Annotated in this window: 15 protein-coding genes; 11 read left to right on the forward strand and 4 right to left on the reverse strand. The window is 33.4% G+C overall.

Features of this window, described 5'->3' with window-relative positions:
• Window positions 1-28 precede the first annotated feature (28 nt).
• From CJF12_RS19565 to CJF12_RS19575, 3 genes are all read left to right on the forward strand, one after another.
• Window positions 29-874 (forward strand): helix-turn-helix domain-containing protein, encoded by an 846-nt coding sequence (locus CJF12_RS19565; protein ID WP_034686144.1) that lies wholly within the window; start codon window positions 29-31, stop codon window positions 872-874.
• A gap of 81 nt (window positions 875-955) precedes the next feature.
• Complete coding sequence (locus tag CJF12_RS19570) at window positions 956-2,197, forward strand: amidohydrolase (RefSeq protein ID WP_034686147.1); 1,242 nt, start codon at window positions 956-958, stop codon at window positions 2,195-2,197.
• A 287-nt stretch (window positions 2,198-2,484) separates the two neighbouring features.
• Window positions 2,485-3,006 (forward strand): hypothetical protein, encoded by a 522-nt coding sequence (locus CJF12_RS19575; protein WP_034686149.1) that lies wholly within the window; start codon window positions 2,485-2,487, stop codon window positions 3,004-3,006.
• A 314-nt stretch (window positions 3,007-3,320) separates the two neighbouring features.
• Here CJF12_RS19575 and CJF12_RS19580 read toward each other — a convergent pair whose 3' ends face one another.
• Together CJF12_RS19580 and CJF12_RS19585 are read right to left on the reverse strand one after the other, a co-directional pair.
• On the reverse strand, window positions 3,321-4,523 hold the full coding sequence (locus tag CJF12_RS19580; protein ID WP_034686152.1) for a hypothetical protein: 1,203 nt from the start codon (window positions 4,521-4,523) through the stop codon (window positions 3,321-3,323).
• A 25-nt stretch (window positions 4,524-4,548) separates the two neighbouring features.
• Window positions 4,549-7,047: a TonB-dependent receptor domain-containing protein gene (locus CJF12_RS19585; protein ID WP_034686153.1), complete on the reverse strand. Its 2,499-nt coding sequence runs from the start codon at window positions 7,045-7,047 to the stop codon at window positions 4,549-4,551.
• A gap of 188 nt (window positions 7,048-7,235) precedes the next feature.
• Here CJF12_RS19585 and CJF12_RS19590 point away from each other — a divergent pair, with 188 nt between their 5' ends.
• The 6 genes from CJF12_RS19590 to CJF12_RS19615 all read left to right on the forward strand — a co-directional run bounded on the left by CJF12_RS19590 (window position 7,236) and on the right by CJF12_RS19615 (window position 12,704).
• Window positions 7,236-7,913, forward strand: a complete 678-nt coding sequence (locus CJF12_RS19590; protein WP_034686154.1) for a response regulator — start codon at window positions 7,236-7,238, stop codon at window positions 7,911-7,913.
• A 55-nt stretch (window positions 7,914-7,968) separates the two neighbouring features.
• Window positions 7,969-9,000 carry a sensor histidine kinase gene (locus CJF12_RS19595; RefSeq protein WP_034686158.1) on the forward strand — a complete coding sequence of 344 codons (1,032 nt, stop codon included), beginning with the start codon at window positions 7,969-7,971 and terminating at the stop codon, window positions 8,998-9,000.
• 131 nt (window positions 9,001-9,131) lie between these two features.
• On the forward strand, window positions 9,132-9,728 hold the full coding sequence (locus tag CJF12_RS19600; RefSeq protein ID WP_034686201.1) for an IS1096 element passenger TnpR family protein: 597 nt from the start codon (window positions 9,132-9,134) through the stop codon (window positions 9,726-9,728).
• Window positions 9,729-9,837: 109 nt separating this feature from the next.
• Window positions 9,838-11,184, forward strand: coding sequence for an alpha-amylase family glycosyl hydrolase (locus CJF12_RS19605; RefSeq protein ID WP_034686161.1), 1,347 nt, complete (start codon window positions 9,838-9,840; stop codon window positions 11,182-11,184).
• A 127-nt stretch (window positions 11,185-11,311) separates the two neighbouring features.
• On the forward strand, window positions 11,312-11,752 hold the full coding sequence (locus tag CJF12_RS19610; protein WP_034686164.1) for a hypothetical protein: 441 nt from the start codon (window positions 11,312-11,314) through the stop codon (window positions 11,750-11,752).
• Between the two features lie 157 nt (window positions 11,753-11,909).
• Entirely contained in the window at window positions 11,910-12,704 is a 795-nt protein-coding gene (locus CJF12_RS19615; protein WP_034686166.1) for a thymidylate synthase, read from the forward strand.
• Window positions 12,705-12,861: 157 nt separating this feature from the next.
• Here CJF12_RS19615 and CJF12_RS19620 read toward each other — a convergent pair whose 3' ends face one another.
• Complete coding sequence (locus CJF12_RS19620) at window positions 12,862-13,110, reverse strand: hypothetical protein (protein ID WP_034686169.1); 249 nt, start codon at window positions 13,108-13,110, stop codon at window positions 12,862-12,864.
• A gap of 315 nt (window positions 13,111-13,425) precedes the next feature.
• Between CJF12_RS19620 and CJF12_RS19625 the strand changes: the two genes are divergently transcribed.
• Both CJF12_RS19625 and CJF12_RS19630 read left to right on the forward strand, forming a co-directional pair.
• Window positions 13,426-13,656 (forward strand): hypothetical protein, encoded by a 231-nt coding sequence (locus tag CJF12_RS19625; protein ID WP_034686171.1) that lies wholly within the window; start codon window positions 13,426-13,428, stop codon window positions 13,654-13,656.
• Complete coding sequence (locus CJF12_RS19630) at window positions 13,656-16,166, forward strand: M1 family metallopeptidase (RefSeq protein WP_034686172.1); 2,511 nt, start codon at window positions 13,656-13,658, stop codon at window positions 16,164-16,166. Before CJF12_RS19625 ends, CJF12_RS19630 begins: the two co-directional genes overlap by 1 nt.
• A 135-nt stretch (window positions 16,167-16,301) precedes the next feature.
• On the opposite strand, the gene CJF12_RS19635 is transcribed toward CJF12_RS19630, so the two are convergent.
• Window positions 16,302-17,033: a class I SAM-dependent methyltransferase gene (locus CJF12_RS19635; RefSeq protein WP_034686174.1), complete on the reverse strand. Its 732-nt coding sequence runs from the start codon at window positions 17,031-17,033 to the stop codon at window positions 16,302-16,304.
• Between the last annotated feature and the right edge of the window lie 6 nt (window positions 17,034-17,039).

Genomic DNA, 17,039 nt, shown 5'->3' on the forward strand with positions numbered 1-17,039 from the left:
TTATTTTAGGAAGTAAATTAAGAGTAGGATGAATCATCAGTCGGATCATTTTCCCGTTTTAGGTATTCAGGTATTTAATGAAAATCAATCCAAAGGCTGTCAGCTTTTGTTTAATGAGCTTCACGGCGAAAGATCTATTGATGATCCGCATAAGCATGATTTTTTTATTATTAATCTTTTTGAACATGGTAAAGGATCTCATACTATTGATTTTATAAAATATCCTATTGAGAATCATCAGATTCATTTAGTATTCCCCGGACAGGTTCATCAGTGGGTTATAGAAAAGGAAACCATAGGATATCAATTGATGATCAGCCGTGAATGGTTTGAAGGTTTCCTGCCTGCTTTACGGTTTTCATGGTCGTATTATCAGAATCATCCTGTGATCAATGTTTCAGAGGAGATGTATCAGTTGCTTTTATATGAATTTAAGGCTATTCAAAAAGAACTCAATAAAGAGACTGTTTTTTTGGACCTGATTCAGAAGAGAAGTGAGGTGATCGGACTTCTGATCAGTAAGTCTGTAGAAGGTGTATTTAAGGATTTTGAAATTTATAATTCAAATCCAATCATTTCTAAATTCCAAAACTTTATTGATCAATATTTTAAAGAGGAGCGTTCGGTTTCTTTTTATGCGGAAAAGCTGAATATTTCGGCAAATTATTTAAATATTGTCTGTAAAAAAAGCCTTAATACCTCTGCGTCATCCCTTATTCAGGACAGGATTTTATTGGAAGCAAAACGCCTATTGAAAGTTTCTGAAATGTCTGTAAAAGATATTGTCTATGACTTGGGCTTTTATGATCATGCCAGCTTTTCTAAATTTTTTAAAGCTCAAACAGGAATGACTCCATCTCAGTTTAAAGAGTAATAATCGATACAAAATATGATATGATTAATACACTTGTTCCATTGGAAACAGGTGTAACTTTGTATTACTAAAATCAGGAATATGCAGTCAGAATATCAACTTTTATCAGCAGAAAATTTTACGTTAAAAAATGTCCGTTTAGAAACAGGATTTGAATATGATCATGAAGATGTTATCAAGACAAAAACTGATTTGTTTTGTGTTGAAATCGCTGAAGGAAAAATAAAAACAGTCAAAACTAATGATATATCTGCTAATGCTATTGATGCTAGAGGAAAATTAATGCTTCCTGCATTTAGAGATATGCATGTTCATTTAGATAAAACATTATATGGATTACCGTGGCAAGCACTTTCACCTAAAAGAAAAACGGTAAAAGATATGATTGCTTATGAGCAGGGAATTATCCAGGAACTTTTAAAAACTTCGGTACAGCGCGGTGGGCAATTGATTGATCTGTTGCAGAATTACGGAACCAATTTCGCCAGAACGCATTTCAATATCGATCCGACTTCAGGATTGGTATCATTGGAAAATTTAGAAAAAGCATTAGAAAATAAAAAAGATTCTTTTAGGGCAGAGTTGGTTGCTTTTCCTCAACATGGTTTGTATTATACAGATACTGTTCCATTAATGAAAGAAGCTGCTGCTTTAAAAAGTGTTGATTTCATCGGAGGTCTGGATCCTTATAGTATTGACGGAAGCATCGAAAAGGTTTTGGATTTTACAGTCCAGTTAGCTTTAGACCATAAAAAAGGAATTGATATCCACTTGCATGAAATAGGCGATTCGGGGATGAAAACCATCAATTATTTAATTGATAAAGCGATTGAAAACCCGATTCTTCAGGGGAATACGTTTGTGAGTCATGCTTTTGCTTTAGGACATCTTTCATTAAAGGAAACGGAGCGAATTGCCGAGAGATTGGCTGGTGCCAAGGTTGGAATTGCCTCTTCTGTTCCGTTCAGAGGTACAGTTATGCCTCTTCCTATATTAAAAAAATATGGGGTCAATGTTTTGATTGGTAATGACAACGTTCAGGACTACTGGAGTACGTTTGGGTCAGGAAATATGCTTCAGAAAGCTAATTTAATTGCTGAACTATATGGTTACGAAACGGAATTTGATCTTTCAAGAACATTGGAGTTTGCTACTCAGAGCAGACTTCCGTTAGATGATAAAGGAAATCAGCAATGGCCGAAATCGGGAGATGAAGCAAGTTTTGTTTTAGTAGATGCAAGCTGCTCAGCCGAAGCGGTTGCCAGAATTTCTAAAGTGGAATCTCTAGTAAATAAAGGGTATTTACTCTGGAAAGAGTCTTAATATATTTTTAGTACTTGTCTTTGTAATCAAACACCTTCGGAAATTATTTTTTGAAGGTGTTTTCTATTTTATGTTGGCTAAAATTCTTTTAATATTTTTTTAATATTAATTTTACGTAATAAAAGTTGTTTATATTTAAGAAAAAAATAAATTCGCAGTGGCATTCCAAGCGATGAACAAGTAGGAAAAGGCACTAATAACCACCACACAAAATTTTTTTTACGAAAAGTCAATGTTTCACCCTCCAGTCTATATACTATTGGAGGGCTAATAAATAATTAAATACTATGAACTATTTAAAATTAGATTACAAACAAATTCTTTTCTTTTATGCTTTCTTAAGACAGATGGACCTGTCACTGGATAGAAGCAGATGGACTTCTTTAAAAGAGCTTCAAGAGTACTATGAAGACAGAGTATCACCAGAACAAATGATTAATTATTTAGGTTTGAAGCTTAAGGTATCCGATGATAATTCAAATCAATTATCTGTTCGAAATGAGAATATCTTCAAAGATAAATTCAAGTTATTTTTTAAGAAAACCCACCTTACAGAAGAAGAAGCTACGAACTTACACAACTTTTTAGTATTATTTGATCAGTACTTAAAATCAGATTTAGAATATTATACCCGTGAAATGGAGATACTAAGGGTAGGTATAGAACAATTTTATACACAGCTGTTTGAACCAAAAATTAATAAAAATGATTTAAAGAAGATAAGAGCTATTGAACATTATGGACAAAACAGATTAGCAAAAACCCAGGAATTGAAAAAAGTGATTCCTAAAGATTTTATTATCAATTAATTCTTTTTAATAATTATAAAACAAAAATATGAAAAAACTGTACTCATTGATTTTAAAGATATAGTGTCATGATACTATTTTTTAGAAATTTTCCCAAAATATAAAAATAAAAGGTGTCGAATATTCGACACCTTTTATTTTATTTTTATCTATGTATACCTTTTTTGCTATTATAGTTGGAGGGCTGCAAAGGTTTTCATTGTTTTACTTCAATACATAGGCAAGTTATAAATATAAAAAAATAAACCATAAGAAGATCAATTGATCCTCTTATGGTTTTTATATAATTTGATATGATAATCTATTGATGAATCTTAGTTCATTGCATCAACAACATCAAAAGATGTTAATCCTGTCCAACCTTTAGCCCAATCTGGTAAAGCTGTACCGTTTCCTGCACCTGAAGCATTAGCATTAATGGTAAATACACCAGACATATCCGGAGCTGGAGCTTTTGCTTTCACAAGAGTAGCTACATTTATGAATCTAATGTTTTTGATATAAGAACCTGACGTAAACCATCCATATGTTCTATCCGTTTCGAAGTCAAGTCCGGTTGAATAATTTGCAACAACAATATTATCAAATTTACCTTGAGAACCAGCTCTGATTTTTAATCCTTGAGATTCAGATCCACCAGCATTTCCTAAGAAAGTAGCATTGTTTATGGTAGGGTTAGAAGTTCCGTTTCCATTAGTAGTATTAGGGTCAGTATCCTGAGTATCGGCTTCAATTCCTCTGTTTCCTGGTTCAGCCGCATTTTGATATTGCTTTTTTCTTGCAGCATAAAGGAAGTTTACAGTTCCTCTGTATCCTTCTGTCCAGTCGAAAGAATCATCTCCAACACCTGTAATTACAAGGTGATCTAAATTAGGGCTTCCACCGAAACACTCAATACCATCATCAGCTCCATCTGTTACATATACGTAAGAAATAGTAGTTCCACTACCTACGCCGAATAAAGAAAGTCCGTTGAATTCTTTTTCAGGATTGTATTTAAATCCACTGTCTTTGATAACTACATATTTAATTAGACCTGAGTTGTCGCTGTTATCAGTACCTCCATAAGTTAAATCTCCTAATTCAGAAGTTGAAGTTCCTGAAGCACTTCTGTTTGAAGGTGCGTTTCCTAATATTACAATACCTCCCCAGTGTCCTTGTTTATGTGTAGTTCCTTCAAAAACGACAGGGTTTGTTGCTGTACCATTGATGAAAATTTTCCCACCTCTGTCAACAATTAAATAAGTAGCACCTGCTGATGCTGTGATTCTTGTTCCTGCAGGAATGATAAGGGTAGCTCCCTTTTCTACTAAAAGTCTTCCTGTAAGATTGTATACTTTTGTAGCATCTAAGGTAATAGATGTTCCGGCAGCGATCTTTCCTTGAAAGTTACTTGGATCTACCGTAGATACATTCTCTGTTGTCTCATCATCAGAACTGCTACAAGAAATGGCAGTTGAAGAAAATGCAGCCACTAACGAAAGGCAAAGAGCTGCTCTTAAAATTGTTTTTTTCATAACTATATTAGATTTATATTTTTAATTAAAATTTATATGATAGATTGATTCCGACCTGACGTCCTTTTGTATAGTCTTTATGAACAAATACTCCGGCTCCGTTAGTTTGTTCAATTTTATAATCAGGGTTTAATAAGTTTTTAGCACTGATTCCGATACCCACTTGTTTAAATGAAAAGTTGATATTAGCATCAAGAAGATTACGGGCTAGCTCATAAAAGTTACCTGTTTTATTGGTTCCAAGTGCATAAAGGTTTTTCCCAACATAAGAATAAGAAACAACGAAGTCTAAGCTATTATCATTATTCCATTTATGATTATATCCTAAGTTGACATTGGCTAAGAAGTTGGCTACCCCTTGGATATCATCTTTAGTCTGATCGTTGAACTGTATAACTTTACCATTATTTTCCTTCATAAATTCGGTTTCAGTTTTTAGCTTCTGTTGAGACTGCATGAAGGTTCCGTTTAGGAAAGTGTACAATTTAGAGTTACTCCATTGATATAGATCTTTTCTAAATTCCACTTCAGCTCCGTATATATATCCCCAGTTTGCAATATTGAAATAACTCATATCACTTGGGGCTGAAGTTGAGTAGGTTGTTCTGGCAATCGGATTTTGAATATATTTTCCAAAAGCAGCAATTGACAATACTTCCCCGGATCTAGGGAAAAGCTCCCATTTTAGATCTACATTATAATTGTCAGAAGGATAAAGGTATTGGTTACCATATACGTTGTTTGTTACATCATAATAAGCAATCGGAATAAGTTCTTTTGCCTGTGGTAAAGTATATGTTTTTGAGAATGATAGTCTTAAATTTTGTTTGTCATTAACACTATATTTTGCATTTAATGCAGGGAGAAATTTATTGTATGTCTTATTTTTCTTGCCTTGGCCCATTACCGAATCATCCCAACGTGTCTGCATATCAATGAAATCATAACGACCTCCAACTTGTACAACAAATTTGTCTGAAAGACTTATGTCTACATTCGCGAATCCTGATTGGATGTTTTGTTTAATAGTATAAAAGAATGGAACAAATAATTTATTCTCAGGCTGGAATGTTAAATAAGTAAAGATAGGCTCTCCTTGAGCAGTAACTAGTGTATTGTTATGAGCATTAATAAATGCATCAATATTATTAGGATCCATTGTATGACCCAACAGATCTTTGAAAGTCATACCAATTGTAGTATTTTCAAACTTACGATCTTTATAAGATCCATCATATCCAACAGTTACTTTGAATTTATCAAATTGTTTACTAAGGTATGCGTGACCTAATACAGTATTGTCTTTTAGCTCATCAAAATATCTGTGGTTATTGATAGCACTTCCAGCAAGTAATTGAAAGTTTTGAGCATCAATAGTATTCTGAAGACGATCTGGTCTTTTGCTGTTAAGCATGTTATAACCTACGGCCCAGTCAGCTGTCCAGCTATCACCTAATTTATGATTACCAAATAATTGGTTGATCCAGGTTGTAGTAATTTTATTATCACCTCTGTTGATAATTACTTCTCTATCTACATCATAAGAATACCCCTTGTAAATTTTTGCTGCCTGATCTGATGAATGAATGTAATTGGAAGTGAAATTAATTTTATTATTGCTATTAATTTTATAACCTAAATTAATTAAAGCAGTAGTATTTGATTTGTATACCGAACGCTCTACATCGGTGAAGTTTTTATTTGGAGTACCATCAGCGAAAAAGAACCCTTCCTGTCCTTTGCTAAATTCATAAGAGTTTTCAAATCCTGCATATCCAAAGAATGAAAACTTTCCGAAATTAGCTCCTCCTTCTATATTCATTTCAGAGTTAAAAGGATTGTCTGCATTTTTAAAATTCCATTTTGTAGTGAAAGGGTAGGTTTGATTAGGATTTCCTTTTATAAAAGAAGCGGTTCTGTATCCAAAAAAACCTGGTGCTCCATCCTGTACTTTGAAATCTTTTTTATCGAAAGTCTGTAAATTGATGCTGCTTCCTAATCCTACTCTGAAATAAGGCTTTCCGGAATGCTCTTTAGAAGCAATATTGACATTGGCTCCTCCAAAATCACCAAGTAGTCTTGGGTTATACACTTTATCTAATGAGATATATTCAACCATTGATGTTTTAAATATCTCAAGGTTTATATTTTTAAATTCAGGATCATCAGATGGGATGGGTAGTCCATTAAGGGTGGTGCTGTTGTAGCGATCTCCTAAACCTCTTACAAAAATCTGCCCGCTTCCTTCTTGTTTTTGTGTTCCTGTAGCTTTAGTTACTGCCGTTGCAGCATCTCCAACACCTTGCTTGGCAAGCTGTACTGAACCTACACGCTCAATAACCTCTACGGATTTTTTTTGTAAATTAATAATGTTAGATTCGGTTCCTTTTTTTGTGGTTCCTTTGATGATAACACCTTCGATTTTCTTCTCTTTTTTAATGGTGTCTTGCTTGCTTTGAGCATAAAGTACAGTTCCCGATGTGCTTAAAAACAAAACTGCGATACTCAGTTTTCTAAAATTCATTTTATTTTTTACTATATTCTTTCGTTGCAAAGGAATAAAAGTTTATCGGAGTGGGTGATTTAGTTTAATTTAATTTTTTCTTAACTAAACATTAACAAAACGATATTATTGTTAACTTTATATGAACGATAAATGATTTCTTAATCTGTCGTATAAAAATTATTAACTTTGACTCGTAAAAATTGAAAATGAACCAAAAGAAAATACTCTTAATAGATGATGAACTCGATATTTTAGAGATTCTGTCTTATAATCTGGAAAAGGAAGGATACGATATCTATACCGCTACCAATGGTAACGAAGGAATAGAAAAAGCAAAAGAGATTATTCCCGATCTTATTTTATTAGACGTTATGATGCCCGAAAAAGATGGTATCGAAACCTGTCAGGAACTTCGTAAAGTAAAAGAACTTCAAAAATCATTAATTGTTTTTCTTTCTGCAAGAAGCGAAGAATTTTCTCAACTCGCAGGTTTTCAGGCTGGAGCCAATGATTATATCGTAAAGCTGATCAAGCCGAAAATTCTTATTTCTAAAGTAAACGCACTTTTACAATTAACATCTCAGGTTTCAGATAATGCTAAATTAATTGAAATTGGCGATTTGATTATTGATAAAGATAATTTTAGAGTTTCTAAAAGCGGTCAGCAGTTTTTGCTTCCTAAAAAAGAATTCGATTTACTTTATCTTTTGGCCTCTAACACTGAAAAAGTCTTTAAGAGAGAAGAAATTCTTGAGAAAGTTTGGGGTAATGATGTTATTGTAGGCGAAAGAACAATAGATGTTCACATTAGAAGATTAAGAGAAAAATTAGGAATTAATACCATTCAGACTTTAAAAGGAATAGGATATAAACTTATCGTTTAATTGAATAAGTCAAATAAGCTACCTTTACTCTTCTAACCAATAAAAATTTGTAAAATTGAAATTTTACAGGCTAACTCTCGTCGCATCATGTCTTCTGACATTGGTGATGTTCTTATTAGTAATCATTTTTGATTCACTAAAGGATATTTATTATAAAACTCCTTTTTTCAAAGTAGGGCTTTTCCTTTGTCTCGTCTTTATATTTATTATTAATTATGTGGTTCTGGAGCTCCTGTTTAATTATTATGGAAAGAAGCAGGTTCGTGGACTTTCCCAGATTTTGCCACAGGAAATCGTTAATAATAATGATGAAAATATCACGATTAAAGAATTAGGAGAGCGGTTTTCAGATCTGAATCAACAAAAAGTTTCCCAAATCGATATGATGACGGAAATGGAAAGTTACCGTAAAGAATATATCGGAAATGTTTCTCATGAATTGAAAACTCCGTTGTTTTCTATTCAGGGATATGTGGAAACTTTGAGAGATGGAGGAGTTGATAATCTTAGCATACGAGACAAGTATCTGGAAAGAATAGATATCTCTGTTGAGCGATTGATTGCTATCGTTACTGATTTGGATATGATTAACAGGCTTGAGGCGGGAGAAATTAATCTTACGGTTTCAAAGTTTGATGTTAATCTTTTGATAAAAGAAATTTTTGACTTGTTAGATCTTGAGGCCGAAAAGCATAACACGACTTTGCAGATTCAAACGCTGCATCCTCAGATTTTTGTTGAAGCCGATAAGCAGAAAATTTCACAGGTATTCATCAATTTAGTTTCCAATGCTATTCATTATGCCAACAGACAGGAAGCTAAGGTTGTTGTAAAAACCAGTGTTCTAAAGAATAAGGTTCTCATTGAAGTTATTGACAATGGAATGGGAATAAAATCAGAAATTCTTCCAAGGATCTTTGAGCGGTTTTATCGTGTAGAGACCAGCAGAAGTCGTAGAGAGGGAGGTTCAGGCTTAGGCTTGGCTATCGTAAAGCATATATTAGAGGCTCATAAAGAAAACATTACGGTAGAAAGTGTATACCTTGAAGGGACAAAATTTAGTTTTATGCTTGAAAAAAGTAAATAATCCGGGCAAAATTTAAGAAAAAAAATATTTTAAAAAATCCTGAAATATTTTTTTGTGACATGTCATTTATTATATATTTGCAACAGAAATTTATCATAATAATCAAGGCAAAAAGTAATTTAAAAACTGATATGGTTTACAAAATCCGCGTAATATTAGATGCGAAAGAAGATATTTTCCGTGATATCGAAGTTAAGGGAAAACAGACACTATGGAACTTACATTTAGGAATTAAAAGTGCATTCAGCTTGCAAGGAGATGAGCTTTCTACTTTTAATTTACTGGAAGAAGATGGAACGATAGTAAAAAGTGTTCCATTAGAAGATATGAGTGATGATGGTGATGGTGAAATTATGTCGGATGTATATATTGACGAAGCATTTGCCAGTGCAGGAGATAAAGCTCAGTTTCAATATGGACTTCTTGATCTTTGGGAATTCTTCTGTGAGCTTGTAGAAGTAATCGAAGAAACAAAAGGTGTTAATTATCCGATCACTGTATATCGATTTGGAAATGTTCCTTTAAAGGCTCCTACTAAAAATGGAAGTGGTGGCGGATCTAAAAAGAAATCTGCAATGCCTTTAATGGATGATGAGTTTAGTTTTGAAGATGACTTTGGAGGTGGAAATAATTTTGCTGACGAGGATGATAACTTCGACGATGATGAAGAGGAAGATTATAACGATGATGTCTTCGATGATGAAGATGATGCAGATGACGAAAGATAAGCGCTAACGCAATATAAAATACAAAGCTCCGGATTATTTCCGGGGCTTTTTTTGTCTTTTTGCCACCCTAGTCTTCAAAACAATCCTTATTTTTGTTAAAACAGGATTAATGAAAAAATTAATTTTATTAGCAATTATTGGCTTGGGAATTGTTTCCTGTACTAAGCAAAATACAAATAAGACTATGGATTTACCTAAAGATTGGAAACATTCTACAAATATTTATGAAGTTAATGTAAGACAGTATACTCAGGAAGGGACGTTTAAAGCATTTGAAAAAGAAATGCCTCGACTAAAATCAATGGGAGTGAAAACCCTTTGGTTTATGCCAATTACTCCTATTGCCCAGCAAAATAAGAAAGGAAGTATGGGAAGTCCTTATGCCGCTGCTGATTATACTTCGATCAATCCGGAATTCGGAACATTGGATGATTTCAAACATATGGTAAATGAAGCCCATAGATTAGGATTTAGAATAATCATTGACTGGGTAGCTAATCATACGGGTTGGGATCATGTCTGGACAAAGACTCATCCTGAATTTTATCTTAAGGATCCTGATGGGAAATTTCATATTGCTTCCGGAATGGATGATATTATAGAATTGGACTACAAAAATCAGGAAATGCGGAAAGCAATGATTGATGCGATGAAGTTTTGGGTTAAAGAAACCAATATTGATGGCTTCCGATGTGATTTGGCCTCTTGGGTGGAGTTGGATTTCTGGGAACAGGCACGTCCGGAAGTTGAGACTATTAAACCTCTTTTTTGGTTAGGAGAATTTGATGAGCTGGAAAACCCGGAATATGGGAAAGTGTTTGATGCAAGTTATTCGTGGACGTGGATGCATAAATCTGCGGATTATTATAATAAAAATCTTCCTTTGCAGGATTTGAAAGACCTTTTGGTGAAATACTCAAATCTTGGAGACTCTTCAATGCGAGCATGGTTTACAACTAACCATGACGAAAACTCCTGGAACGGAACGGAATATGAAAAATATGGAGTGATTACAAAACCTATGGCTGTGTTTTCTGCAACATGGAATGGAATTCCATTATTGTACTCCGGTCAGGAGCTGCCGAATATGAAAAGATTGGAATTTTTTGAGAAAGATGCAATCGAGTGGACCAATACTTATCAGATGGCTGATTTTTATAAAACATTATTGAATCTGAAATCTTCAAATCCGGCTTTAAGAGGAGGTGATAAAAATGTGATCACTTATCTTTTGAATACAACAGCTGATGATAAAATTTTAGCTTATGTAAGGAAAAGTGGAGAGCATGAAGTGTTGGTTGTTTTAAATATGTCAAAAGAACCAGTTAATTTTAGTATTCAGGATGAGAATCTTTCAGGCAGCTTTAGAAATGTCTTTGACTATACTAAAAGAGATTTTAATGATGGAAAAGGTTTTAATTTCAAAGTTTCAGATTATGCAGTCTTTGAAAAATGAGAGAATAAGCCACTTAAATTTTGGCTGAAAATTTAAAATGGTTTATATTTAATTTTAAATAAGATAACTAATACAAGCGGGCTAAAGCCCGCTTTTTAATTCAAATCGATACAGACTTTTAATTCAAATGAATAAGGAAGAAATATTAAGTATTATAAGAATAAAGGTTTCAGAAAAAATTAAAAATTTTGAAAATTTGATTGATGAAACCCGTGCTTCAAACAATGATACCAAAAGTTCAATGGGGGATAAGTATGAAACAGGTCGTGAAATGCTTCAGCAAGAAATTAATAATCTTCAGAGACAGCTTAATGAATCACTAAGCCAGCAAGCCATCCTTCAAAAAATTACTTCAGAAGATTCTTCCAAAGTACAAAACGGGGCATTGGTAAAGACAGACAGAGGTCTTTTTTATGTGGCTGTATCCATAGGTGAAGTGGTATTTGAAAACAAAAAAATGATGACTGTTTCTGCTGAATCTCCTTTGGTAAAAGCAATGTTTGGCAAGAAAAAGGGAGAGAAGTTTGAAATTATTACAATGTATCAAACAATAGAAAATATCTGGTAAATACAGGAAAATAACCAATGATTTTGTGAAAAAAGATTATCTAAGTATATCAATAAAATAAAGTTAAACAGCTGTGAAATTATTTTTTACAGCTGTTTTTTTATTAACTTTGAAGTTTGTTATAATTTACTAAAAGCACAATCATTAAATTCTCACAATGCAAAATTACTTAGACCTTTTACAACATATTCTGGATAATGGAACAGATAAAACGGATAGAACCGGAACGGGAACAAGAAGCGTCTTCGGATATCAGTTGAGGTATGATTTATCAAAAGGGTTTCCTTTGGTGACGACTAAAAAGGTGCATTTAAAATCTATTATTTATGAGCTGCTTTGGTTCTTAAAAGGAGATACCAATATTAAATATCTAAATGATCATGGAGTAAGTATCTGGGATGAGTGGGCTGATGAAAATGGAGACTTAGGTCCTGTTTACGGAGCGCAGTGGAGAAGCTGGAGCGGATCTAATGATAAAATAGTCGATCAGATTTCAGAAGTGATCGATCAGATTAAGAAAAATCCTGACTCCAGAAGACTGATTGTTTCTGCATGGAATGTTGCAGAGATACCGAATATGGCTTTGGCGCCTTGTCATGCCTTATTTCAGTTTTATGTAGCAGATGGAAAACTATCTTTGCAGTTGTATCAGAGAAGTGCTGATGTTTTCCTTGGTGTTCCTTTTAATATTGCCAGCTATGCTCTATTATTAATGATGGTGGCTCAGGTATGCGATCTTGAGGTGGGAGATTACGTCCACAGTTTTGGTGATGTCCATATTTATAACAATCATTTCGAACAAGTAAACAGACAGCTTTCAAGAGATCCGAGACCACTTCCTACAATGAAATTAAATCCTGAAATTAAAAATATTTTTGATTTTAATTTTGAAGATTTTACTTTAGAAAATTATGATCCGCATCCGGGAATTAAAGCACCTGTGGCTATTTAATAACTGATATTGAGATTGTAATTATCTTTTTAAAAAGAAATTACTTTACTAATTTATACCATTAGCGTGGGAATGGATTAGTGATTATTAAGATAAAAAAAGACCGAAAGATTATATATTTCTCTTCCGGTCTTTTATTTTTAGGATTGTTTAATTTTTAATAAGGTTGTTCTTCACAGTCTTGTGGTCTTCCACATCCACTTCCTCCTCCGCCTCTTGGGCCACCACCACCATTTCCTCCTGAGCCGCCGTTTCCTCCTACACATTGTCCAGGATTTCCATCATCATTGAGTAAACATGATTTTCCTGAGCTGCATTGGCTGTCTGACCAGCACGAAGAAGAATCTCCATTAGTATTTACACTGCCTAAAATTTGTGATAGGTTTTTTCTCGAAAGTTTTTTCATAATATTATTTGGTTTTTATGTTAACTATTTATAAATATAATAAAAAAAACAATGCAATTGTTTGAAATTTACAAATAATCATTTGGTTTGTTAAGTTGTTTGTGGATAAAATAAAGTATTTTAATTTTTTCGATAAAATTAATAAAAGAAAAATCTTGTTTTCCTTTTGCTTAAATAAGGTAAAACCCATTTTTCTATATTATCTTAGCTAATGAGTTTCACAAGATCCTTTTATATTTTTCGATGTGAATTTTAAAGTTTTTTTTCGGAGCTCTTTTCTTGTGGAAGTTTAACCATTTTCTATTGTAAAACATAATGAAATATTTAAAAATAAATACTGACGAAAAAACTGATCTCGAATTATTACAGAATGCGATTCTTCAATTGAAGGGTGTCGATTCAGTAGAGGTTATTGACGAAGAAAATCCAGAAAGCGAACTCAAAAAAGCTTTTGCTAAAACTAAAGAGCAGCTTAAAAAAGGGGATTATGAAACCCTAGTCAATGATATTTTTGATATATTAACAAAAAATAATTCTAAAAAATAATGAAAAAGGCCATTTTATCTATTGCTGTGCTTGGGCTTCTATTTTCAGCCAATGTATCAGCTCAAACCGAAACTTCAGGCAGAGAAAAAGTATACAGAGCAACTCATACAAAAGTAACGGAGCTAAAACATACAAAACTTAAAGTAAACTTTGACTATCAGAAAGAACAAATGAATGGAGAGGAGTGGCTTACAGCCTCACCTTACTTTTATCCTACCAATCAATTGATTCTTGATGCCAAAGGTATGCTGATTCATGAAGTAGCTTTAGATAATAATGGTAAAAAATCTCCTTTAAAATATGAGTATAAAGATGATGTTCTAACTATTAATTTAGATAAGACATATCAAAAAAATCAGGATTACACAGTATATATCAAATATACTTCGCGTCCTAATGAAGTGAAGCAACAAGGAAGTATGGCTATTAATGATGCCAAGGGCTTGTATTTTATTAATGCACAAGGAAAGGATCCTGATAAGCCAACCCAGATATGGACGCAGGGGGAAACAGAGTCTTCATCTGCATGGTTTCCAACTATTGACAAGCCCAATCAAAAAACAACTCAGGAGATTTATATGACAGTTCCTGATCAATACGTAACGCTTTCCAATGGAATATTAAAAGACTCTCAAAAAGAATCAAACGGGCAGAGAACTGATCATTGGGTAATGGATAAAAGACATTCTACCTATCTTTTCTTTATGGGAGTAGGAGATTATGCTATTGTTAAAGATAAGTGGAAAAATATTCCTGTAGACTATTATATAGAAAAAGAGTATGAGCCGTATGCTAAACAGATTTATGGAAATACTCCTGAAATGATTGAATTCTTCTCAAAGAAAATGGGGTATGATTATCCTTGGGCAAAGTATGCACAAATCTCAGGAAGAGACTATGTAAGTGGTGCGATGGAAAATACTACAGCAACGCTTCATGGTAGTGATATTTTGCAAAAGCCTGGACAGCTGATCGATGAGAATAAATGGGAAGATACCATTGCACACGAGTTATTTCATCATTGGTTTGGAGATCTGGTAACGGCAGAAAGTTGGAGTAACCTTACGGTAAATGAGTCTTTTGCTAATTATTCCGAATATCTCTGGAATGAATACAAGTATGGAAAAGATCAGGCGGATTATCATCAGATGAGTGATGTGAATATGTATATTCATAACCCCTCCGATTTTAAGAAAAATTTAGTAAGGTTTAATTATGATTCTCGTGAAGATGTTTTTGACTTGGTGACTTATCAAAAAGGAGGCGGTATTCTTCATATGCTAAGAAATTATTTAGGAGATGACGCATTCTTTGCAGGGATGAATGACTATTTAAAGACCAACGAATATAAAAATGGTGAGGCTCATCAATTGAGACTTTCTTTTGAGAAAGTTTCAGGAAAAGATCTGAACTGGTTTTTCAATCAATGGTATTTTGGAAGTGGAAATCCAAAACTGAGCTATTCTTATACTTTTGAACCTGTTAAAAAGCAAGTTACACTGGTTATTAATCAAACCCAGGAGCTGCCTTTTGAATTTCCTTTGGCAATAGATGTCTATGATAATGGAAAGCCTAAAAGATATAATGTATGGGTAAATGCTGAGGCTAAGAATACATTTAATTTTGATGTTTCAAAAACTCCGGATTTAATCAATATCAATGCAGATGGAATATTGGTGTCAGAAATTACTGATACAAAGACACCGGAACAATATTTAATGCAGTTTACCAACTCCAAGGAGCTAAAGAGCAGATATAATGCAGTAAAAGCTATTAAGGATCAGGTTGGAAAAAATCCGGCTGCTACAAAGTTGCTTGCTGCAGCATTGAAAGACCCTTATTTCAGAGTAAGAATGAAGGCATTGGAATTAATGGATTTGTCTAATGCTGAACAGGCAAAAGTTTTAGCATCAGATGTAGAAAAATTAGCGGCTAATGATCCTAAAACTTTGGTTCAGGGATCGGCGATTGCTGCCTTAGCAAAAACGAAGGATAAAAAATATCTTCCGCTTTTTGAAAAAGGGGTTAATGCTGTTTCAAATTCCGTAAAAGGAAATTCGTTATCAGCTTTAGTTACTGTTGATCCTTCAAGAGCTAATGCTTTAGCTGAAAAAATTGATTTGAAAGGGGCTTCTGATGACCTGTTAGCACAGTTGTTGCCTGTTGTTGTTAAAAACAAAATAACATCTCAGATGGCTAATATTGCTTCTGTTGTAGCATTTTATCCTTTCATTAAGTTTCAGAACCCGGAGTTAGGGAAATCTGCAGAAGAAGGTTTTAACTGGATTATGACTTCAGATAATCTGAAAGCTACAGAAAGTATTACAAAATTATTGGGACAGGCAAAAAGCCAGGTGGCACAAAATCCGCAAGCTAAGATGATGATTTCTCAGATGTTGAAGGATGGTCTCAGTAAAAAGATGGAATTGTTAAAACAAAATCCACAAAATGCTGCAAGTATTAATAAACAAATCGATGCTTTAAACAAATCGATTGAAGAATATAAATAAATTGTTTTTTTACAATATAATATATATATATGAAGAGGCTGTCCAATTTTTGGACAGCCTCTTATATTTAATTATTTCTTTAGAATCAGGTTTAAGAAAATATGGGGCCTTATTGTTATATATATTGATCAGTCTTTACTTCTTACAGATAATAATCGTTTCCTGATCCGAAAAACCAAAGTAATTGTCTTTTTCAAAAACTTTGATTTCCGCTTGAAATCCTGTGCTTTTTAGTCGTTCTACCAGTCCTTCCACAGAATAGATCCGTACATGATCTTCCTGTCCGAAATGTTCTAACCTTTCTTCAGGAGTTTTTACTTCAGCATTTTCATAGATTTCTCCATTTTTAAAAGGGGTCTGAATTAAAGCCATTCCATCTTTTTTCAAAACCCTGTATAACTCATTCATAGCAGCCGTATCATTGTCAATGTGTTCAAGAATATGGTAGCATAGAATAAGATCAAATTTTTCAGACTCTGAATCAATTTGCGTGATATCAAAATGGTAATCTGCTAAAAATTCGTTTTCGAAATCTGTTGGAAAATAATTGATTTCCTTTGAATTTTTCAATGTTCGGTAAATAGCTCGTGAAGGAGAAAAGTCTAATACTGAAAACCCGGGTTTCAAATAGTCTTCTTTCAGGATTTTATACAATCTCCTGGATCTCGGTAGACTTCCACAAATAGGGCAGAGTAGGTTTCCGTTATCGAGCTTTATAAAACTCTTAAGTTGGGAATGGCAGATATTGCATTCATGATGGTTTCCTTTATATAATGGATATAAAGCTTTTCTGAAAAACATTTCGTTTTCAAAAATGAATTTTTGGGGAAGAATGCTTTTGATAATATTTTTTGCAGTAGAATACATTGGTGT

It is taken from the genome of Chryseobacterium piperi (genome assembly GCF_002285635.2).
In the GTDB taxonomy this organism is placed as follows: domain Bacteria; phylum Bacteroidota; class Bacteroidia; order Flavobacteriales; family Weeksellaceae; genus Chryseobacterium; species Chryseobacterium piperi.